The 20941-nt window shown below is 39.3% G+C and carries 21 protein-coding genes and 1 pseudogene; 14 read left to right on the forward strand and 8 right to left on the reverse strand.

The genetic code is table 11. The annotated features are described in order from the left end of the window. Positions 1 to 48 precede the first annotated feature (48 nt). The 4 genes from CDZ88_RS05000 to CDZ88_RS05015 form a co-directional block, all read right to left on the reverse strand. Entirely contained in the window at positions 49 to 1233 is a 1185-nt protein-coding gene (locus CDZ88_RS05000; protein ID WP_100372488.1) for an IS256 family transposase, read from the reverse strand. A gap of 561 nt (positions 1234 to 1794) precedes the next feature. Next, positions 1795 to 2907 (reverse strand): Ger(x)C family spore germination protein, encoded by a 1113-nt coding sequence (locus CDZ88_RS05005; RefSeq protein ID WP_100372489.1) that lies wholly within the window; start codon positions 2905 to 2907, stop codon positions 1795 to 1797. Then, the gene (locus CDZ88_RS05010) at positions 2904 to 4031 is read right to left on the reverse strand and encodes a GerAB/ArcD/ProY family transporter (RefSeq protein WP_157796482.1); all 1128 of its coding nucleotides are present in this window, start codon (positions 4029 to 4031) and stop codon (positions 2904 to 2906) included. Before CDZ88_RS05010 ends, CDZ88_RS05005 begins: the two co-directional genes overlap by 4 nt. Next, positions 4024 to 5577, reverse strand: a complete 1554-nt coding sequence (locus tag CDZ88_RS05015) for a spore germination protein (protein ID WP_100372491.1) — start codon at positions 5575 to 5577, stop codon at positions 4024 to 4026. Before CDZ88_RS05015 ends, CDZ88_RS05010 begins: the two co-directional genes overlap by 8 nt. Before the next feature lie 317 nt (positions 5578 to 5894). Between CDZ88_RS05015 and CDZ88_RS05020 the strand changes: the two genes are divergently transcribed. Then, positions 5895 to 7349, forward strand: a complete 1455-nt coding sequence (locus CDZ88_RS05020) for a SulP family inorganic anion transporter (protein ID WP_100372492.1) — start codon at positions 5895 to 5897, stop codon at positions 7347 to 7349. A 36-nt stretch (positions 7350 to 7385) separates the two neighbouring features. Here the strand turns inward: CDZ88_RS05020 and CDZ88_RS05025 are convergent, their stop codons facing one another. Further along, positions 7386 to 8258, reverse strand: coding sequence for a sulfite exporter TauE/SafE family protein (locus CDZ88_RS05025; RefSeq protein ID WP_100372493.1), 873 nt, complete (start codon positions 8256 to 8258; stop codon positions 7386 to 7388). Between the two features lie 183 nt (positions 8259 to 8441). Between CDZ88_RS05025 and CDZ88_RS05030 the strand changes: the two genes are divergently transcribed. Beyond that, on the forward strand, positions 8442 to 10214 hold the full coding sequence (locus CDZ88_RS05030; RefSeq protein WP_100372494.1) for an ATP-binding protein: 1773 nt from the start codon (positions 8442 to 8444) through the stop codon (positions 10212 to 10214). A gap of 19 nt (positions 10215 to 10233) precedes the next feature. Here the strand turns inward: CDZ88_RS05030 and CDZ88_RS05035 are convergent, their stop codons facing one another. Together CDZ88_RS05035 and CDZ88_RS05040 are read right to left on the reverse strand one after the other, a co-directional pair. Next, positions 10234 to 10620, reverse strand: coding sequence for a PilZ domain-containing protein (locus CDZ88_RS05035; RefSeq protein ID WP_100372495.1), 387 nt, complete (start codon positions 10618 to 10620; stop codon positions 10234 to 10236). Positions 10621 to 10695: 75 nt separating this feature from the next. Then, the gene (locus CDZ88_RS05040) at positions 10696 to 11322 is read right to left on the reverse strand and encodes a LysE family translocator (protein ID WP_100372496.1); all 627 of its coding nucleotides are present in this window, start codon (positions 11320 to 11322) and stop codon (positions 10696 to 10698) included. A gap of 145 nt (positions 11323 to 11467) precedes the next feature. Here CDZ88_RS05040 and CDZ88_RS05045 point away from each other — a divergent pair, with 145 nt between their 5' ends. The 10 genes and pseudogenes from CDZ88_RS05045 (at position 11468) to CDZ88_RS05085 (ending at position 18726) form a co-directional block, all read left to right on the forward strand. After that, positions 11468 to 12211 carry a YqcI/YcgG family protein gene (locus CDZ88_RS05045; RefSeq protein WP_100372497.1) on the forward strand — a complete coding sequence of 248 codons (744 nt, stop codon included), beginning with the start codon at positions 11468 to 11470 and terminating at the stop codon, positions 12209 to 12211. A gap of 110 nt (positions 12212 to 12321) precedes the next feature. Beyond that, positions 12322 to 12491, forward strand: a pseudogene (locus CDZ88_RS05050) (universal stress protein); the annotation flags it as partial. A 25-nt stretch (positions 12492 to 12516) separates the two neighbouring features. After that, positions 12517 to 12930, forward strand: a complete 414-nt coding sequence (locus tag CDZ88_RS05055; RefSeq protein WP_100372498.1) for a universal stress protein — start codon at positions 12517 to 12519, stop codon at positions 12928 to 12930. 89 nt (positions 12931 to 13019) lie between these two features. Next, entirely contained in the window at positions 13020 to 14372 is a 1353-nt protein-coding gene (locus CDZ88_RS05060; protein ID WP_100372499.1) for an alanine/glycine:cation symporter family protein, read from the forward strand. Between the two features lie 132 nt (positions 14373 to 14504). Continuing rightward, on the forward strand, positions 14505 to 14660 hold the full coding sequence (locus tag CDZ88_RS17580) for a hypothetical protein (protein ID WP_198507818.1): 156 nt from the start codon (positions 14505 to 14507) through the stop codon (positions 14658 to 14660). Between the two features lie 209 nt (positions 14661 to 14869). Beyond that, complete coding sequence (locus CDZ88_RS05065) at positions 14870 to 15703, forward strand: transporter substrate-binding domain-containing protein (protein WP_100372500.1); 834 nt, start codon at positions 14870 to 14872, stop codon at positions 15701 to 15703. Between the two features lie 32 nt (positions 15704 to 15735). After that, entirely contained in the window at positions 15736 to 16392 is a 657-nt protein-coding gene (locus tag CDZ88_RS05070) for an amino acid ABC transporter permease (RefSeq protein ID WP_100372501.1), read from the forward strand. Continuing rightward, positions 16385 to 17107 carry an amino acid ABC transporter ATP-binding protein gene (locus CDZ88_RS05075; RefSeq protein WP_100372502.1) on the forward strand — a complete coding sequence of 241 codons (723 nt, stop codon included), beginning with the start codon at positions 16385 to 16387 and terminating at the stop codon, positions 17105 to 17107. Before CDZ88_RS05070 ends, CDZ88_RS05075 begins: the two co-directional genes overlap by 8 nt. Positions 17108 to 17213: 106 nt before the next feature. Further along, complete coding sequence (locus CDZ88_RS05080) at positions 17214 to 18182, forward strand: aromatic acid exporter family protein (protein ID WP_100372503.1); 969 nt, start codon at positions 17214 to 17216, stop codon at positions 18180 to 18182. A 37-nt stretch (positions 18183 to 18219) separates the two neighbouring features. Next, the gene (locus CDZ88_RS05085) at positions 18220 to 18726 is read left to right on the forward strand and encodes a L,D-transpeptidase (RefSeq protein ID WP_100372504.1); all 507 of its coding nucleotides are present in this window, start codon (positions 18220 to 18222) and stop codon (positions 18724 to 18726) included. A gap of 45 nt (positions 18727 to 18771) precedes the next feature. On the opposite strand, the gene prli42 is transcribed toward CDZ88_RS05085, so the two are convergent. After that, positions 18772 to 18861: a stressosome-associated protein Prli42 gene (gene prli42, locus CDZ88_RS17335; protein WP_157796483.1), complete on the reverse strand. Its 90-nt coding sequence runs from the start codon at positions 18859 to 18861 to the stop codon at positions 18772 to 18774. A gap of 170 nt (positions 18862 to 19031) precedes the next feature. On the opposite strand from prli42, the gene mce reads away from it, so the two are divergent. Both mce and CDZ88_RS05095 read left to right on the forward strand, forming a co-directional pair. Continuing rightward, the gene (gene mce, locus CDZ88_RS05090; RefSeq protein WP_232718567.1) at positions 19032 to 19457 is read left to right on the forward strand and encodes a methylmalonyl-CoA epimerase; all 426 of its coding nucleotides are present in this window, start codon (positions 19032 to 19034) and stop codon (positions 19455 to 19457) included. A 167-nt stretch (positions 19458 to 19624) separates the two neighbouring features. Further along, positions 19625 to 20743 (forward strand): tripeptidase T, encoded by a 1119-nt coding sequence (locus tag CDZ88_RS05095; protein WP_100372506.1) that lies wholly within the window; start codon positions 19625 to 19627, stop codon positions 20741 to 20743. Positions 20744 to 20941: the final 198 nt, after the last annotated feature.

The following is a 20941-nucleotide window of genomic DNA, read 5'->3' on the forward strand; positions in this document are numbered from 1 at the left end:
TTTTGGGAGCGAGGGGTACCCCTCGCTCCCAAAAAATTTCGCTTCGCACTACATGGATGATTCACTGGGAAAATAAAATTTACGTCCACCGCAATCTAACGTTTTTTCGTAATCCATGAGTACCGCACCAATCAGTCGAAAAGCTGATTGATTGTTAGGGAAGATTCGTATCACTCGTTCTCTTCTTCTAATTTCTGAGTTTAAACGTTCTAAGTTGTTGGTTGTTCGTATCTTAATTCGAGCTTCGGCCGGTTCATCCAAGAATTGAATGGCATCTTCAAAGCCTTCATCTAATGTGTTAATGGCCTTCTCATAGGCTTTTTGAAGTTCATATGTTTGAATAAACTCGTTTTTAAGTGTTCTTGCGGCTTCCGGATTAGGCGCATCAAAGATGCTCTTCACCATTTCTCTTGCATCATATGACCCTTTCTTTGGCATACACTGAAAGATATTGCGCTTAAAGTGGACTGTGCAGCGTTGCCAACTCGTGCCAATAAAAGATTCTGTGATGGCACTTTTCAGTCCAGAATGGGCATCAGAAATCAGTAGACGAGGCGATTGAAGGCCTCTTGATTTTAGATAGTCAAAAAAGCACATCCATGCTTCTTTACTCTCTGCGTGATTGACACGTAAACCAATGATTTCTCTTTTATGATCTTGGTTTACCCCCACTGCGATATAGACGGCCTTAGATACTACTTTATTGTGCTCTCTCACCTTAATATACATGGCATCTACGTAGACATATTTATAGTAGGTGATGTTCAAAGGGCGGTCAGCCCATTCCTTTACGAGAGGGTCTAACTTAGCTGTGAGGCTAGAGACAAACGACTTAGAAACGGTTTCTCCGCAAAGCTGTTCTACGATCTTAGTCACCTTACGGGTAGACACCCCGTTCACGACCATTTCTAACATAGAGAGGACCAGTGATTGGTCTGCTCGTTGATATTTTTCAAACAAACTAGTAGAGAACTCCCCACTTCGAGTACGGGGAACTTTAAGCTGTAGTTTGCCGATCGAAACCGTATAATCTCTTTCATAGTAACCGTTACGGTAATCCTTACGATCATCTACCCTTTGATAGAAATCAGACTCCATATACTCGTCGCGCTCTTTTTCCATAAATTCATTTAAGACTAAAACAAGAGAAGACTTTACAACAGCCTCTAATCCAGAATTCATAACCTCATCTTTTAAATTTTCCATATCTAGGGTAAACTTAATTTGAGCCATCATCAATTTCTCCTTTCAATATTTTCGTCGCTGAAAACATTGTTGCCAGAAATTGATGTGGCTTATTCTTTTTTACACAATTATATGGACTCTATCGAAAAGCACGCAAGGATGCGTGCTTTTTTGATGGAAGAGGGGAGAAGGAGGTGGGTTCGCGCGAATCAGACCGGTTTTCGCGCAAGTTCTTTGCTGTTGCGAGCGAAATGTCATCATTTTCGCGCAAACTAAGCAAATTTCTGCGCAAACACTTCAAAAAAACGGAAAAAATCGCCGCCCTCTATTTACTTCGCCTCTGAGCAGGCAACCTCCGTTTTTCTTTGTCTAGCTTTGGCTCCTTGGGCTGCGGAGAAAACCGGTGAATCGAACGAAGTCAAAGAGCGACTTCTAATCGCTTCCCCTAGTTTTCTCGCATCCCAGACCAGTCGCCTCCGCTTTTCTGTCTAGCTGCGGTTGCCAGAGGCTCGTGGACAAATAACCTGCCAGATGTAAAAGCAAAGAGCGCTTTTCATCTACCAGAACATTTGCATCCCGCCTCTGAGCAGGCAACCTCCGCTTTTCTTATCAATTTATTATCCCGTGGGTGGCGATTTCGGTGTGGATGGTGGTGGTTAGGTTGATGTTTGGGTAGTCTTTTTGCCAATCGAGTTTCTCCCATGTTTTTGGATGAATTGCGATGAGCTCTCGTCCGATGCCGAGTGCATCACAATTGGCTTTTTGGATTTCGTTGATGGTACGGTTTGCAACTTGTTGTAAATGGTCTTCAATTTTTTGGTTTAGTTTGACAATCGTTTCTCGCTGATTTAAATTATCTTCCGGATATTCCAAAACATTAAGTTTAGCGGTTAACTCTATATGCGCATCGATCAAGCCATTGGGACTTTCTTTGACGTTAAGATCATGTTTTAGATTGGTGATTTGAACAGTCACGAAATTATTCATATCAGGTGTTTTTGTATCGTCTACTTTAATGGTTAAACTAGCTGTGCGCTGTAATTCATTCATAAGTAATAATAAAACGGTGCTTTCTTCGGTTCCTATCACACCAGTCATTTTCATTTGATTAAATAGCGCTGTCTCATTAGCGTGGACTTCTTCTGAATCTTCACGAATTCGAAGGTAAGGTAAAGTAATATCTTGACCTGGATCAAAGAGTACGGGACAAATAAATTGGATATTGGTTACAGGTAAAATAGTCGTTACTTCCCCTGCATCAAGAAGGTCTCGCAAATATTCACTGATCAGAGGCTGGCTTTCGACTTGACGATCTAAGTAGGGAGCCGCTTTGCCACTTGTAATGGCAATCTTTGCATTTAAAGGACTACGCGGATCGCGATAAAAAACATCAATGTACGAATAAATATCTGTTTTAGCAGCTTCTTCACCAATTAAAATGACTCTTGTTTTTGATGAATCTAGTCGCCCTGAAACCTCTTGGTCCACACGCATCCGACTCTGTCTAACTGTATTTCCAATAGAGGAAACAATTCGAGAATTGGGAGATTGTTGAGCACCTACTTCTATTTTTGGAATGGAGACTGTCGTTTTCACTTGTCCATATTCTTCAAGGTCAAACGAGCCGCTATAGATTAATTGAACGTCTTTTAAGTAGCGGCTATCCCAACACCCGCTTGTTAATACTGCTATAAAAATCAAAAGTATAATTCGTTTGATCATGTCGAAGCACTTCCCTTTTCATTGGTTGCAACTGGTTTCTTCTGCCGTTTAAGAACAAGTGCTAGAAGTAAGAGTGTGACGGGAATTAGAAATGAAAAAATCAGTCCGCCATTGCCAACTATCTGTGTAATCTTCTCAACTGTTAAGAGATTATGTGGCGAGACGCTTAATACAAAACAGATGACTGCAATAATGGCGGTAAAAGGAGCATGTTTTTTTTTGTTCATTACTCTTGCAACACCAATGGAGGAAATGTAGAGATAGCTGACAAAAGAAGTCATCACCGCGACAATCCAAATCGAGATGAAAATCAAATCAATACGTTCTAAGACGATAAAAGAGAATGATTTAATCAAGTACAGAATCGGTTCAGGTACAAAAGCCATTTCATCGGGACTGAAAAACACATAACAAGCAATAGCCAGATAGGTGTACACAAGAGTGACAGCAACATTGACAATGGTCGCTACTTTTACTTTTACTTTCAATGTGCCTTCTGTTGCAGCAAACAAAATAATAAACAACTCAAAACCTACTAAAGATAACATCGCTGCTTTAACGCCTGTAGCAATATTTGAAAAACCTGCCTGGCCGATTGGAAGGATATAGCGAAACTCCGCATTTGTAAATGCAGTAACGGTCAATAGCACGATCAGGATAAGAAGAATGGAAACAAATGAATGAAACCTAGCAATAATCCGTACGCTTTCTTTCGCTAAATAATAGGCAGTAAAGCAGGCCAACCCAATCTTAATTAACTGAGGGGTATGAGGAAAAGCCCACACACTTAACGTTGAGCTGAAGAGAATAAGAATGAGTACTCCTAAAGAAATAAAATAGATCACATGGACTAAAATGAGAAATTTCCCTATCCACTGACCGAATAACTCAATAAGGATGTCATATAAATTTGCTTTAGGAAATTTCATCGATAAAAACATAAAGACAAAGATCATCACTTGTACAACAAAGCCAGCAAGAATTATAGAAATCCAGCCATCGGTTTTCGCTCCTGCATCAAAGACCGAATAAGGCATGGAGAGGACCCCGACCCCGACTTGCGTTTGCAACACAAATAAACCCATTTGCCCAGGGGTAATTGTACTTTTGGACAATTTACTCATCAGTATCCCACCTTCTTGAAAACCCTTGTTGCTTCTTCTTAATTGGTAAATACGCTGTAGGCTTTTCATTCATAATCCAGACGGGTAATCGTAAGAACGTATCTTTTAAATCTTTCCACTTAAACGGGGCAAGTGGAGAGAAATAAGGTGTCCCGAATGATTCCAATTTACATAAATGAATCAATAAAATCATCCCTGCAAAAGAAAGCCCTAAAAAGCCAAACGATGCAGCTGCGAACATGAACGGGAAACGTAAGATTCGTACAGAAGTGTTCATCTCTGTTGAAGGGACAACAAACGCCGCAATCGCAGTTAGTGCCACGACAATGATCATAATGTTCGAAACCAAGCCTGCAGTAACAATCGCATCTCCAATGACTAGACCCCCAACAATACCGATCGTTTGACCGATTGGTGAAGGGAGACGGACCCCGGCTTCCCGAATGAGTTCAATCGTTAATTCCATGATAATGGCCTCGACAATAGGAGGATAAGGAATTTGTTCAACCGAGCTCTTCACAGGTAGAACAAGATCATTTGGAATGACCTCAAAGTGAAAGCCGACAACAGCAATATAAAGGCCAGGAAGCAATATCGCGATTAGAAAACTTAAAATGCGAATCATTCGATAAAAAGTGCCAACATAAAAACGACTATTAAAATCATCTGGAGATTGGTAAAAAGCAAAAAAAGTAATGGGTGTAATAATAGTCGTTGGGCTTCCTTCGACCAAAATCGCGACTTGCCCATCCATTAAGGCTGACATTGCTCGATCAGGACGTTCTGTATAAAGTACTTGTGGAAAAGGTGAGAAAGTTGAATCCTCAATAAATTCTTCGATAAAGCCAGGGCTAAACGTCATATCCGTATCAATGTAACTAACTCGCTTAATCACCTCTTGAACAATAGTAGAATTCGCAATATTTCTCATGTAAACAATGGCGACCGATGTATTTGTGTCTGTTCCAATTTTTAGATAGCGAACGGCTAAATTCGAACTTGAAATTCTACGACGGACGAGATGAATATTTGTAGCGAGATCCTCAACAAATCCTTCATGAGAGCCACGAACTACTTTTTCATTTTGCGGTTCGGATGTATCTCGTTTAATCGCATTGGATGAATCGAGTATGTAAACCAGTTCAATGCCATCTATCAATAGCACTGATCGCCCTTCGAGTAAGGCATTGACTGTATTTTCTTGAGAGCTTGTTGGGACAACTGCCGCAGAATGCTCTAGCATGTCTCTTACCGAGCCTTCGCCATCAAACGTTGCTGAAAGAAATTTCTCGATCTTCTTAAAGTCTGTGACAGAACTAAAGAAATAGATCGTAGCCTTTACCTGATCGATTTTAAATTCACGTTTTTGAAGATCTTCGGCCTCTACAAAAGCTGATTCGATGAATTTCTTGTTTTTAACTAATAAGTTATATGTTCTAGGAGAAGGAGAAGGAGAAGGAGAAGGGCCATTTGTTGAAGCAATTGACTTAGACGCTTGTTGCTCAGAATGTCTTTGTGAAAGACGTACTTTTGTTAATCGCTTCATGACTACTCACCAACTTCTGTGTAAGAATTTATTCACTCTTATCATCTACAAATTTGGTGAAATCATGCAGAGGTGGGTGGGTCATTAAGATAGATAATAAGTTCAGTTGTTTTTTGTGAAATGTAAAAAAGAGAGTTATCGATAGAGAATGTGAGTGAGGGAAAGAAAAAAAGGTAGTTATGCGCTTTCATACGACTTCTTAAACACTGAAAGTCATGCTACAATGTTTCAGTTGAAAACGGATCCGACTTTCGTGAGAGTCGAAAGTCAGCTAAGGAATTCAAGATAAATGAAAGAAAGAAAGAAAGAGGTGTCAAATGAATACACAAACATGGAAAGAAAGTTGGTTTGGGAATGTTCGAGGGGATGTACTAGCTGGGATGGTTGTTGCGCTTGCTTTAATTCCTGAAGCAGTAGCATTCTCAATTATTGCAGGTGTCGACCCGATGGTTGGTCTGTACGCATCATTCTGTATTGCTGTTGTGATTGCTTTTGTCGGAGGACGTCCAGGTATGATATCAGCCGCAACAGGAGCAATGGCATTATTAATGATTACGCTTGTAGCTGATCATGGTCTTCAGTATTTACTTGCAGCAACATTATTAACTGGTATTATTCAAATTCTTTTTGGTGTTTTTAAATTAGCACGATATATGAAGTTTATACCAAGATCAGTAATGGTTGGTTTCGTCAATGCCTTAGCGATTTTGATCTTTATGGCACAGCTTGACCAGTTTGTGGGGGCAACATGGGTCGTATATGCACTCGTTGCTGCGACGCTGGGTATTATATATTTATTACCGCGTGTCACAAAGGTGGTACCCTCTGCATTAGCAGCGATTGTTGTAATTACAGCTTTTGCCATTTTTATGAATGTTGATGTACGAACAGTTGGTGATATGGGGGCTCTTCAACAAGCATTGCCAATGTTTTTAATCCCGCAAATTCCGTTTAACTTAGAAACATTCATGATTATTTTACCTTACTCATTAGCTCTAGCAATTGTTGGTTTATTAGAATCACTTCTTACTGCAAACATTGTCGATGATATGACAGATACGGAAAGTGATAAGAATAAAGAAAGCCGTGGGCAAGGGATCGCGAACATTGTCTCTGGATTCTTCGGAGGAATGGCTGGTTGTGCCATGATTGGACAATCTGTGATTAACGTCAAGTCTGGTGGAAATGGTAGACTTTCTTCCTTAGTGGCAGGTGTCTTCTTAATGTTCTTGATCATTGTATTAGGTGGTTTAGTGGTGCAGATTCCAATGGCAGCTCTAGTTGGTGTAATGTTCATGGTTGCATTTAGTACATTTGATTGGGGTTCTGTAAGAAATCTCCACAAGGTACCACGTTCTGATGCTGCGGTCATGATCGTAACGGTCGCAACAGTTGTATTCACGCATAACTTAGCGATCGGTGTATTTGCTGGGGTGCTTTTAAGTGCGATGTTCTTTGCAGCAAAGATTTCGAAAGTCGATGTAACGAGAGAGTTCGATCAAATAAACGCAAAGACTGTCTACCGTGTTAGAGGACAAATCTTCTTTGCATCCGTTACAGATCTATTAACGAAATTTGACTATAAAGAGGACATAAGAACTGTAGAAATTGACTTTAGACAATCTCATTTATGGGATGACTCGGCAGTAGGAGCACTTGATAAGATCAAAATGAAATTTGAACAACAAGATATTCAAGTGACCTTTATTGGTATGGACAAAGATAGCACAGAGCTTATGACGAAAATGAGCGGTGTCGGTTCAGGCCATTAAGATAAAACAATTAGCAAAGAAAAAAGCAAGGACCCTTCAGGTGGAAGGTGATCCTTGCTTTTTTTGTTGTCGAACATAATTTCGTGCAATAAGGAGAAAGAAGAAAAGTGCAAAGGAACTAATGATGACAAGACCAATGAAAGGGAGAGAGGCGAGATTAGAACCAACACTGATGATCATACAGACATATAGAATGCCCAAAAGTTTCTTCATTCTAGCCTCATTAAATAACTTCGTCGCAAGAGCCCCTATAGGTGCCCCAAAGAACGTTCCTACTATTAAAGCAATGCCAATCCCGTAATTAAGCGAACTTGACATACTGTATGTGATTAACCCAGCTGAGACGATAAACACAACCGAGGCTAAACTAGTACCGACGGCTTGACTTGCTTTTAAGCCGAGTAAGGAGATTAAAAGTGGTACAATGAAGAAGCCTCCACTAACTCCTATAGCAGATGAGATAAAGCCTGCCCCAAGTCCAATCAATCCAGCGACAATAAGAGGAGAAACGCTTCTTTTTTTGATCGGACCCTTACTAGTCTTCCGTTTATACAGTAAGGAGAAAGCAAAAAAGCTCAACAAAGCAATGTAAAAAATGGAAATGACTGATTCGGCCAATCCTCGTTGATCAAGCTGAATCATAATTGGGTGAGCAATTTGCGTACCTATAATCCCTGTTATATTAATAATTATGACATAATACCAATTAATATTTTTTAAACGAAAATGAGAAACCGCACCTGAAATCGACGTTCCAAGTGAAAGCATTAAGCTTGTACCAATTACAGTGGTAGGGGGAAGACCGAACATTAGCAACAGAGGCGTTAAGATAATCCCACCACCAATACCGAAAAATCCAGAAAACACACCAATTCCAATACCTAATCCTATGTATAAAAGATAATCCATAAAAACCTCCTTCTCTATAGTATAGCTGATTTTTTGTCGAATAGATGCTGAAATTTTAGCTTAAAATCGATGGTAGTTGTCGGATAAATGAGTTATTTGTCTAAGGAAAAAGGGAGGAATTATAAGAATTATGAAGAATTTCACCTAAAGGACATTGTATATAAGAGTTTAAGGAGAATGATGATGGTTCATACATTATGGCGTGCAAGAGCAGCGACGGCACAAGCGTTTCTTGGTCACGACGGTACGGTGAAAGAAGTGAATGAAGAGTGTTGTAATCTATTAGCATTAACAAAAGAACAGTTAATTGGCCAACCAGTTGATGAGATCTATTTAAACTGGATCGATCAAAATGAAAGTTCTTTTTTCCAAAAGATTCAGAATCAAAAGTATGTCTTTTTCACATGGAAAAATGAAACTGATACCAAGTTTACTTGTAAAATTGAATTGATTCCACTTAACCTTGGAGAAAGTAGCTTTCTTTTACAAATATCAGAAATTGATGTAAAGAAAAAAACGTCAGATCAAGCATTATATTCTCAACATGTTCGTGATTATCAATTATCTGATAAAATCTTGCATGGAATTAAAGATGCGATTGTCACTTTTCAAATGGATGGTACGTTCTTATTTGTGAATGAAAAGGCGGAAGAAATTTTAGGGTATACTTGGGATAAATTGAAACATATTGAATTTTGGTCTTTTTTGCAAATGGATCAAAAAGGATTATCTACTAAAATTTATGAGTTGCTAGCCGGTGAAGATAGTGTTGAAGTAGAATACTTTGTTGAAAAGACGAAGTGCTGGTACGATGTGAGAGTATACCGTGTCGAAGAGCAAATAACCCTTTATTTTACGAATAGTACAAATCGAAAAAGAGTAGAAGATGAGCTCAGGGCAAGTGAGAAAAGATATAAAAGTTTAGTTGAACACACTCCTGAAACGATTTCGGTTCATGATGGGAAAGAATTAATTTATATTAATCCAGCAGGGGAAAAGTTATTTAAAGCAAACAACCAAAACGAACTTATGAACCGTAAGGTTGGTGATTTATACAAAGCGGTTGACTATAAGAGAATTCGAGAAAATGCAAGACTGTTGATGTCTGGCAAACGTAAAGTAACGACTTCCTTATTCCAATTGAATTGCCTAGACGGCTCAACCGTTGATGTAGAAGCAACATCAACGCTTATTTTATTTAGAGGAAAACCTGCTTTTCGAACCATCTTAAAAGATTTATCAGAACGGAAGCGTATGGATGACTTAATTAGAAAATCAGATAAACTTGCCGTGGTGGCTCAGCTTGCCGCAGGCGTCGCTCATGAAATCAGAAACCCATTGACAGCGGTCAAAGGTTTTTTACAACTATTCCAGCGTGATAAAAAATTTAATGAACAGTTTCTACAGTTGGTGATGGAGGAGTTAGAACGTGTAGAATCGATCATTTATGAATATTTAACATTAGCGAAACCAAATCATGAATCGACATTTACTGAATTACAGCTTCAGAAAATTATTCAAAAAGTAATGACGTTAGTAGAAACTCAATCGATTATGAAAAACGTAACCATGGAGTTTGAGTTTGAGGATGTAGCAACGGTTTACGGATCAGAGAAACAAATAAAACAAGTTTTACTGAATCTGATTCGTAATGCTCTTGAAGCGGTGGAAGAAAACGGGGAAATTACAATCCGTTTACGATCTCACCCTGAAGATCAAGTATGTATCCAAGTAGAGGATAATGGCTGTGGAATACCTAAGGAGCGAGTGGCACGCTTAGGAGAGCCTTTTTATTCTACCAAAGAGAAAGGTACAGGTCTTGGGATGATGGTTTGTTATAAAATCATTGAACATCATCATGGCTTAATGACTGTCCATAGTGAAGTGGGAATGGGGACCCGAATTGATGTGATCTTACCAGAATGTGAAGCAGACACAGTGCTAATCGAATCATAAAAAAAGGGATGGTTGGTCATCAAGACCTTCCATCCAATTCACTTGATTGTTGCTTAATATGGTTTTTTAGTAAGGTGATGAGTGCTTGACTTTCTTTGTCGGTATGAGTGAAGTCAATACCATATTGAAACGATTGACCCAATGCTTTCTTCCAGACGATGACTCCTTGAGTTTCCATTGTATGTTCGGCCAATTGAAGATCAAATTCAAGATGGATTTCTTTTTTATTAGGATCAGGTAACTCAAGGGAGGAGCTCATTTTTAAGCCACCTCCGCTAATATCGAGGATATCCATTTTTCCTTCCTTACTTTCTACATATGATGTTTCCACACGAATCAGTTTAAACGTTGCTTCTAGGGGCTTAGGGAATTCGTAACGAAATGATTCTTCACGTTTATATTGCATAGCATTCTCTCGCTTTCTCCTGTTTTTTTCAGTATCTAATAATTAACTAGATTATGCAATGAAAAGGTTGATGAACTAGCGAATGGAATGGATGAATTCTAATCCGAAATGAATGGAATAATAGATAAGTAACATCGCTGCAAATCCATGTATGAATTTAAACAATAATGGACTAATGACGACAGAAGAAGCTTTTGCCACAGCAGCGATTAAGAGATTCCACAGAAAAATCCCAAGAAAGATGAAGCATGCTTTCGTCACGATTTGAAGGGTTGTGGAGAGGTGGGCAGATTCACTTAAGACAGAGCCATATATGCCAAACCAAAACAATAGATTAATAGGGTTAATAAGAGCAATGAGCAGTCCTGTCACATAGCATTTTAGTAAGAGGTAGTTAGGATAGACAGTTATTTGATCAGTGCTTATGTGGGTGTGAACGATTTTTTTTACTGAGTCAAATGCTAGAAACCCTAGAAAAATCGACCCGAAAAAAAAGAGACCAATATGAACTATTTCAATCGTTAATAATTGGGAGATCCCGAGATAAATAAGGATCATAAAGATCGCATCAGCACTCATACCGCCAATTCCTACAAATAAAGAGGCAATAAAGCCGAACTGAACCCCTCGTTTAAGCATCTCAAGACTAATTGGACCAACAGGTGCGGCTAATGCAATACCTAAAAATATTCCTGATAACAAAACGAATCACTCCACCCCTAGAAGATTTCTAATTACTTAATTAAATGATAGAATTAAAGGAGTTATACATCTTTTGGGACTATTGCGACGAATTATTCTATCTTTTTAATCATACTCATAAGCTATTGTAGAGGAGGGGTTCTAAATGAGTGAAGAATCAAATTACTTGTTTACAAGCGAGCAAATGCAAGATGAACAACTCGTTCCAAACTGGGTGAATGAAGAATACAAAAAATACCGTGAAGTGGTATTAAACCCGACATTTCCTTGTTTCTTTGGAAAAACGGGAGAACAACGTGGAGAATTACGGTACTCGTATATCACCCATTCGGATTGGGGGCATTTACCGAAAACTCTATCTTCATTTCTAGATCTAGTAAAGGAACCCCCTTTGATTAGACGGGGATTATTTCTGTTTGTTGAACCTGAAGAGAAAGAGCAATCGTTTGACTATTATCGAAATTATTTTTGGGATGTCTTACAATATTTAAATCGACATGACCCATGCGAATGGCCGGAGCATACCCCTACAGATCCAGATCATTTTTTGTGGTCGTTTTGTTTTGATAATGAAAATATTTTTGCTTTCGGAAATGCTCCGACTTACAAGCAGCGTGTGACGCGTAACTTAGGTGATAGTATGGTCATCGGTATTCAACCAAGAAGAATTTTTAAGGGACTTGAAGGCACCGAGCCGAACGGAATTAACTCACGAGAAGCAGTACGTAAAAGAGTAGAGATTTGGGACCAGTTACCGAAACATCCGGATATTAGTCATTACGGCGATCCTAGTCACCGGGAATGGAAGCAATTTTTTATTGGGGATGATTGTGAACCCATTTTGACAAAATGCCCTTTTCAAGCAGTAAATACAAAGAAGTCACTATAAGGAGTGGCAAAAAAAGTGTATGATGGTAAAAAATCATACACTTTTTTTGTTTTTTATGAAGATCAAGTAAAGGGTTTGCGATACTTATGTGGAATGAAGTAAGACATCATCTCCGAGGCGAACCTGGACCAGCTCTTGTAAGGTTTGTCAACAAGCATGACTATGATTGCGTGATTATAGGATCAAGAGGGCTTAATCCGTTCCAAAGCATGGTTCTTGGCAGTGTGTAAGCCATAAGGTAGCTAAAAGAGTCAAATGTCCTGTTTTATTAATCAAATAATATTTTGTTAAACGGAGGCGACAACATGAAAAAAATCCTTTTACCTTCAGACGGATCAGAGCATTCAATCCGCTCTGCAGAAAAAGCCATTGAGCTCGCAAAATTGTACGATGCAGCAATTGACATTGTCTATGTGATCAATGGCTCAACGTCAAAAAGAGATGTGTTGCAAAATACCGACAAATACGTCATTGAGAAGCGTCGTAAAGAGCGGTTAAAGCCGGTCGAAGAAAAGCTTACTAGCGCTAGTATTCCTTATGAGATTCATACATTACACGGGGAACCAGGGCCAACCATTGTTGAATTTGCTAATAAAGGTGATTATGAGTATGTTGTGCTCGGAAGTAGAGGATTAAATCCACTTCAAACAATGGTACTTGGCAGTGTGAGTCATAAAGTAGCTAAACGAGTAAATAAGCCTGTCATGATCGTGAAATAAACAGAGGGAGCCCTTGAGCTCGCTCTGTTTTTTATAATATCGGTCCATATCGGTCATAGTAAGGGCATGACATCCTTAGGAGGAAGCTCATGTCGTTTGGCGAATGGACAAAAGAAATCTCAGAATTTATTTGGGGTGCCCCGATGATCCTCGTCTTGTTAGGGGGCGGGCTCATATTAGGTGGATCGATACGTTTTTATTACATTATACATATCAAATACATTTTCAAATCGACGATTGGTACGTTATTCAAACGAACAAAACATGATCACACAAAAGGTGAAGTGACCCCCTTTGGTGCTTTTTCTTCTGCTTTAGCAGGGACAGTTGGTGCAAATAATCTGATTGGAGTCCCTCTCGCCATTCATTATGGTGGACCAGGTGCCCTTTTTTGGATGTGGATCGTTGCTTTGGTTGGTATGGCGACGATTTTGGTTGAGATTATCCTTGGTCAACGCTATCGTGAGCAAACACCTCAAAAAGAATTTGTCGGTGGGCCAGCATTTTACATGAGTAGAGGACTTAAATGGCGCTTTGGAGCCCTGTTTTTTGCGATTGGTTTAATCGTTCAACTCGGACTTAGTACAATGGTTCAAGCTAAGACCATTGCAGATCGTGTCGGAAATTCTTTTCAGATCTCCTCAACTGTAGCAGGAGCAGCAATGGTGATTATTGTGGCGATATTAGTATTTGGTGGGATTAAAAGGATTGCAGGGGTAATGAAATTTTTGATTCCTATTATTGTATTTGGTTATGTCGTTTTAACTGTTTTTGTGATCGGATCACATTACACTTCTTTATTAAGCACGTTTCAATTAATTATCAGTGAAGCTTTTCAACCGACGGCTGCGGTCGGAAGCTTTGCCGGAGCATCGATTTGGGTAACAGCGAGATGGGGGCTTGCTCGTGGGTTGTACTCAAGTGAGGCAGGTATGGGAACTGCTCCAATTGCCCATGCAGCGGCAGCGAATCATTCACCCCTTAAACAAGCCAATTGGGGAATCATCGCCGTTGTAATTGACACGTTGCTTATTTGTTCATTAACAGGTCTCGCTGTCGTCATTACAAATACATGGACAGAAGTAGAAGAAGCAGAACAGATGTTGATCAATGCATTTCAAACATTGATGTCGAGTCAAGTAAGCGAGTATTTGTTGACGGTGTTGCTCATTGTGTTTGTGCTACCGACTGTGACGATGTTGATTTATTATGCAGAAAAGCAAGCAGACTTCTTATTTAAACATCATCACCCAATCATTGTACGCTCTCTTTATTTGACACTCTTATTTATAGGCGTGTTCTGCTCAGCAAGTATGTTATGGAATATGATGGACATTGTTTTAGCCTTTGTTGTGATCCCTAACATGTATGCATTGATTAAGCTTAGGAAAGAAGCAACCGCAGAAATTAAACAGTTCATATATGACAAAAAGAGAATGTGAAATATTCAAAACGTTTTGTAAAAACTTGTAATTACAGGAAAAAGGCTTATATAGTCATAAAACTTTTAGTATGATGGTGGTAGTTCGAAGCACATGTTAAAAATTTCAACTGACTTGAAGGAGGAATTTTCAATGAGCAAGAAACTACTTTATATGATTTTAGCAGGGGCATTATCAGTGAGTGTATTGGCTGCATGCGGCGACCCAGTCGATGAGCCAGCGCCAGGTGAAGATCCAGCAATGGAAATGGAAGATGATGTAGAGCTTGAAGAAGAAGAAGCGGAATAAATTCGAATAAATCATCAGGATGATCGTAACTATTGTTACGGTCATCTTTTTTGTCAAGTGAAATAGCTTGACTAAACAAAATATTCTGATAATATTAAATCAATGAATTTATTTATAAAAAGTTATTTTCATGCATAATAATGTGTGTTATTATGCATCTAGAAGCATAAATATAATTTACTAGAAAAGTAGTGGGGGTCGATTTTAAGATGAAAAAGTACAAATGGCAAGTAATGAGTGCATCAGCTATTTTATCAGTAGGGTTATTAGCAGGGTGTGGAGCAAGTGGTGATGCGCCAGCTGAATCAACAGAACCAGTGGATGAGCCTACCGGAGAAGAAAATGAAGAAGCTACGACAGGTGAAAATGGAACACTTACGATGGCAACTTCAGCTGATTATCCACCATATGAATCTGTAGAACTTGAAACGGGCGAAATCATCGGCTTTGATGTTGATATTGCTAAACATATTACAAGTGAATTAGGGTATGAGCTAAAGATTGAAGATGTCGATTTTAATGGACTCATTCCAGCGATGGAAGCAGGGCGTGCAGATTTTGTATTAGCGGGCATGACACCAACTCCAGATCGTATGGAAAACGTAGATTTCTCTGATATTTATTACGAAGCGAAAAACTTAATTGTTTCTCAAGAAAGTGATGAAATTGATTCACTTGAAGGCTTAGACGGATTAACAGTAGGGGTTCAACTTGGTTCAATCCAAGAAGGAGAAGCAGAGGACATGGCTGAAGAGTTTGGATTCAATGTCGAGAAACGTGATCGTATCCCGGAATTGATTCAAGAGCTATTAGCAGGACGTATTGATGCGATCCTTATGGAAGATACAGTGGCAGATGGTTACATGGGTTCTCAAGAAGGGTTAACGTACTTCGAAATTGAAAATTCAGACCTAGCTGGTTCTGCGATTGCTTTCCCTAAAGGTAGCGAGCTTCAAGAGCCATTCAACGAAAAGTTAAATGAGATGATTGAAAGTGGCTTAATGGATGAGCTCATCATCAAATGGTTTGATACAGCAGAATAAACAACACGCAGTGTAGGAAGGAAACCTCAGTCATGAATATTGATTTTAAAGTGATTGAACCTCATATCCCTTTTATTTTAAAAGGGATTGGGGTTACCTTACAATTTGTTTCAACATCATTGTTAGTCGGTCTAGTGTTAGGAATTATCCTTGCCGTCATGAAAATCGGAAAAATCACCGTTCTTCGTTGGTTTGCCCACTTTTATACATCGATCTTCCGAGGTACACCTTTAATTTTGCAATTATCCATTATTTATTATGGTGCGCCGCAATTTGGAATTGAAATGAGTGCATACGTAGCTGCTGTTTTAGCATTTGGATTAAACTCTTCTGCCTATGTATCTGAAATTATACGTGCAGGGATTCAAGCGGTTGATAAAGGTCAAAAAGAAGCTGCTGCAGCTCTTGGAATTCCTGAGCGCCCAATGTTGCTTCGGATTATTTTGCCACAAGCGTTTCGTAATATTTTACCCGCACTATTTAATGAGTTTATTAACTTAACGAAGGAATCTGCAATTGTGTCTGTTATTGGTGTATGGGATATTATGCGCCGTGCACAAATCGTCAACGCCCAAATTTATAAATACTTTGAAGCTTTATTATTTGTTGGGTTAATCTATTATGTCATGGTGATGATTTTAACAATCATTGGACGGATGATTGAAAGGAGATTACAACGTAGTGATTAAAGTAGAAGACTTGCACAAGTCCTTTGGAAAAATAGAAGTCTTAAAAGGCATTACAACGGAAGTGAAAAAAGGAGATGTCGTTGCTGTGATCGGGCCTTCTGGTTCTGGTAAATCAACACTCTTACGTTGTATGAATCTCCTAGAACAACCGACACTCGGGAAAATTTGGGTTGGAGATCAAGAGCTGACTAAAAAGAAAACCAATGTTTTAAAAGCGCGTGAAAGTATTGGCATGGTGTTTCAGCATTTTCATTTATTCCCACATATGACAGTGTTGCAAAACTTGACGTACGCCCCGATGAAGGTCAAAGGCTTATCAAAAACAGAAGCAACAAAACGAGCAGAAGCGTTGTTAGAGAAAGTCGGTCTATTGATCAAAAAAGATGAGTATCCGAATCGTCTATCAGGTGGTCAAAAACAACGTGTCGCAATCGCACGTGCGCTAGCAATGGAACCAGAGGTTATGTTGTTTGATGAACCAACGAGTGCACTTGATCCTGAGATGGTTAAAGAAGTATTAGCAGTTATCAAAGATCTTGCGCTATCGGGAATGACGATGGTCATTGTCACACACGAAATGGGATTCGCCCGTGAAGTTGCTGATCGCGTGCTCTTCTTAGACGGAGGTGTTCTTGTTGAGGATGCGCCGCCAAGCACATTTTTCACAGCACCTAAATCAACACGTGCAAAAGATTTCTTAGAGAAAGTCTTATAAGAAAAAGGTTCACAGTCAGTTTTGCGCTGTGGGTCTTTTTGCGTTTTTTGAGAGATTCATCCTTAAATATGATAAACTAGAGCAAAAAAAGAAGGGTCTGTGAGGGATGAATTTTAAAATTGGCTATCGAACCTTAAAGACCGCAGTAGGTTCAGGTATCGCAATTGCTATAGCGCAAATGCTGGAGCTTGATTTTTATGCATCTGCCGCTATTATTACAATTCTTTGTATATCAGTGACGAGAAGACTTTCGCTCGTTGTTTCATGGACTAGATTTGTCGCTTGTTTAATTGGAATGGGTTATAGTGTCTTGATCTTTGAAGGATTAGGGTATCAGCCGTGGTCCTTAATGATTCTTTTACTCATTTTTATCCCTACAGCTGTCATGTTTAAGTTGCAAGAAGGTATTGTGACAAGCCTTGTTATAGTTTTGCATTTATACACATTACAACAAGTATCGATCGCGATTTTACTGAATGAGCTTTGGTTAATCGTGATTGGAATTGGTGTCGCACTGATCATGAATTTATATATGCCAAGTAGTGAGAAGATTTTAAGAGTCTACTTACGAGAGATCGAAGCTCATTTTAAAATGATCTTACATGAAATGGCTGAATATTTACGGCACGGTGAAAGTGATTGGAACGGTCAAGAGATTCCCGAGACGATTGAGCTATTAAAGAAAGGGAAAAATGAAGCGTTAAGAAATGTACATAATCACATTGTCCGTTATGAGGATCAATATTACCATTATTTCAAAATGCGAGAGAAACAATTTGAGATTGTGGAGAGATTAATGCCGTTTATCTCTTCTCTTGAAAAATCACTTCCGCAAAGTGTAGAACTCGCAAATTTTCTCGAGGAATTAAGTAAGTCACTAAGCCCGGCCAATCATGTTTCTTACTTTATGGAACGTCTTGATCGCATGGAAGCTAATTTCAAAAAAATGGATTTGCCACAAACGCGAGAGGAGTTTGAAATTAGATCGTCGTTATTTTATATTATGCATGAATTAAGACAGTACCTGCTTATAAAAGATCGATTGTGGAATCACGTGGATAAACGTTCGATTTAACGTACAGACTAACAAGAAAACGGATTGGTGATATGGTATGGTGTCTATTTTGTTAGTCATAAGTTTAGTGGCCTCACCTATCTGGCCACTAGGTGCCAACCCAAGTCATGGCGACCCCTTTCTCATTGTAAATAGTGCGACGAACGAACTTGCATGGATAGAGGGTGGCGACATACAAGAAATCCTCTCTGTCGCAACTGGAAAGGCAACCGATCAAACACCGATTGGCGAATTCACTGTGGTCGTGAAAGCGAAAGATCCTTACTACCGAAAGTTAGATATTAAAGGTGGGGATCCAAATAATCCATTAGGAACAAGGTGGATCGGTTTTGATGCGCTTGATACTGATGGGCGAATCTATGGGATACATGGCACCAATCGTCCTGAATTGATCGGGAATCATGTCACAGGTGGTTGCATTCGCTTACCAAATGAAACCGTAGAATGGCTGTATGATCAAGTCCCTCTTGGAACCAAGATTTATATCGTAGGTGAAGATGGTCGATCATTCGAGGAAATTGCCAAAGAGGCTGGGGCTATGTAATAAATAAGTCGCTGTCTAAGAATAGACAGCGACTTTTTGTTATTATTAAAACAATGAGACTCCCATTAATAGCGTTCCGATAACCATTGTAAAAATCATTAAATAAATAATTGTTTTTTGGAATTTACGTGGCATGCATAAACCCTCCTCATACGTCAGTACCTCTATTTTACTCATTTTTAACGTCGAGGACAAGGGGATAAGTGATAATAATGAAAAATTGACAAGTTATGCAGGGATTTATAACGGGTATGTTGAATAAGAAGTAGAAGTAATAGATAGTCATGAATGGAGGAGTGGTTCCTTTGAGTGAAAAGACACCGAAGAAAATTGATCATATTGGGATTGCTGTAACATCGATTGAAGAAGTACTCCCATTTTATGTTGGTAGTTTGAAATTACGGTTAATTGGTATTGAAGAAGTAGAGTCACAAGGGGTAAAGGTGGCTTTTCTAGGCGTTGGTGAATCGAAAATTGAGTTGTTAGAACCGTTATCTGAGGATAGCCCGATTGCCAAGTACATTGCTAAACGTGGTGAGGGTGTTCATCATATCGCTTTAGGTGTGACGAGTATCGAATCACGGATTGAAGATATTAAGGAAAATGGGGTTCAGATGATTCACAACGAACCCGTACCTGGAGCAGGTGGAGCCAAGGTAGCTTTTCTCCATCCCAAATCAGCTAGAGGCGTGCTGTATGAATTTTGCGAGAAAGCACAACCTATAGAATAATGGTGGATAAGAACTAATAGAGCGTACCTTCTAAGGAAGTGCGCTCTTTCTGAGGTCATGATTCTTAATGTCATTCTTGTTAATATGGGGAAAAGATAGTCAAAGGATGAAAAAAAACGCAAAATCATGTACGATGAAACAGATACTACAAATTGGAGGCATACATAATGATTAACGAACAACGATTAGTAGATGAATTTTTAGAGCTTGTACAAATTGATTCAGAAACAAAATTCGAGCAAGAAATTGCGCCAATTTTGACCAAGAAATTCACAGCACTAGGTGTGGAGGTTTTTGAAGATGACGCTAAAGACAAAACCGAGCACGGTGCAGGGAACTTGATTTGCACATTACCGGGAACGAAAGACGGTGTTGATACAATCTACTTCACTTGTCATATGGATACAGTCGTGCCAGGAAACGGCGTGAAGCCATCGATTCAAGATGGATATGTTGTCACAGATGGAACAACGATTTTAGGGGCAGATGATAAAGCAGGGATTGCGGCAATGCTTGAAGGGATTCGAGTTCTTAAAGAACAAAACATCGAGCATGGTACAATTCAGTTTATTATCACTGTCGGCGAAGAGTCAGGACTTGTTGGAGCAAAGGCTATGAACCCTGCTCTACTGACTGCAAAATACGGATTTGCGCTTGATAGTGATGGAGCTGTTGGAAACATCATTGTGGCTGCACCAACACAAGCAAAAGTTCGTGCAGTTGTTCACGGCAAAACCGCACATGCTGGCGTTGCACCAGAAAAGGGCATCTCCGCTATTACAGTTGCAGCGAGAGCTATTTCAAAAATGCCTTTAGGCCGCATTGATGAAGAAACCACAGCAAACATCGGTCGTTTTGAGGGTGGGAGTCAGACAAATATCGTTTGTGATCACGTGTCGATCTTAGCGGAAGCTCGTTCATTAGTGAATGAGAAGATGGAAGCGCAAGTCGCGAAAATGAAAGAAGCATTTGAATCAGCAGCAGCTGAAATGGGAACAAAAGCAGATGTTGAAGTTGATGTCATGTATCCTGGATTCAAACTTGGTGATGGTGACGAAGTAGTTGAAGTGGCTAAACGTGCCATGACTTCTATAGGTCGCACGCCAGCTCTTCTTCAAAGTGGTGGTGGAAGCGATGCGAATATATTCGCGGGTCACGGAGTTCCGACTGTCAACTTAGCTGTTGGCTATGAAGAAATCCACACGAAAAATGAACGTATGCCTATTGCAGAGCTTGTGAAGCTTTCAGAAGCGGTTGTCGCGGTAGTAAAAGAAGTAGCAAAATAAAAACAAAAGAAAACTCCGTTGAACTGATTTCGATTCAACGGAGTTTTTTACGTATAAACAAACCAACATTGTCATTATGACAAAATATAATAGAAAATGATTGCATCTGTAAGCCTATCGTTTTCTCGGTTTGAAGCAGAAGAAGAAGAATCGACAATTACATGAGACTATAAACAATCATTAAAACTAATTTAAAAA

The organism is Bacillus sp. FJAT-45037, assembly GCF_002797325.1.
Taxonomy (GTDB): domain Bacteria; phylum Bacillota; class Bacilli; order Bacillales; family Bacillaceae_D; genus Alkalihalophilus.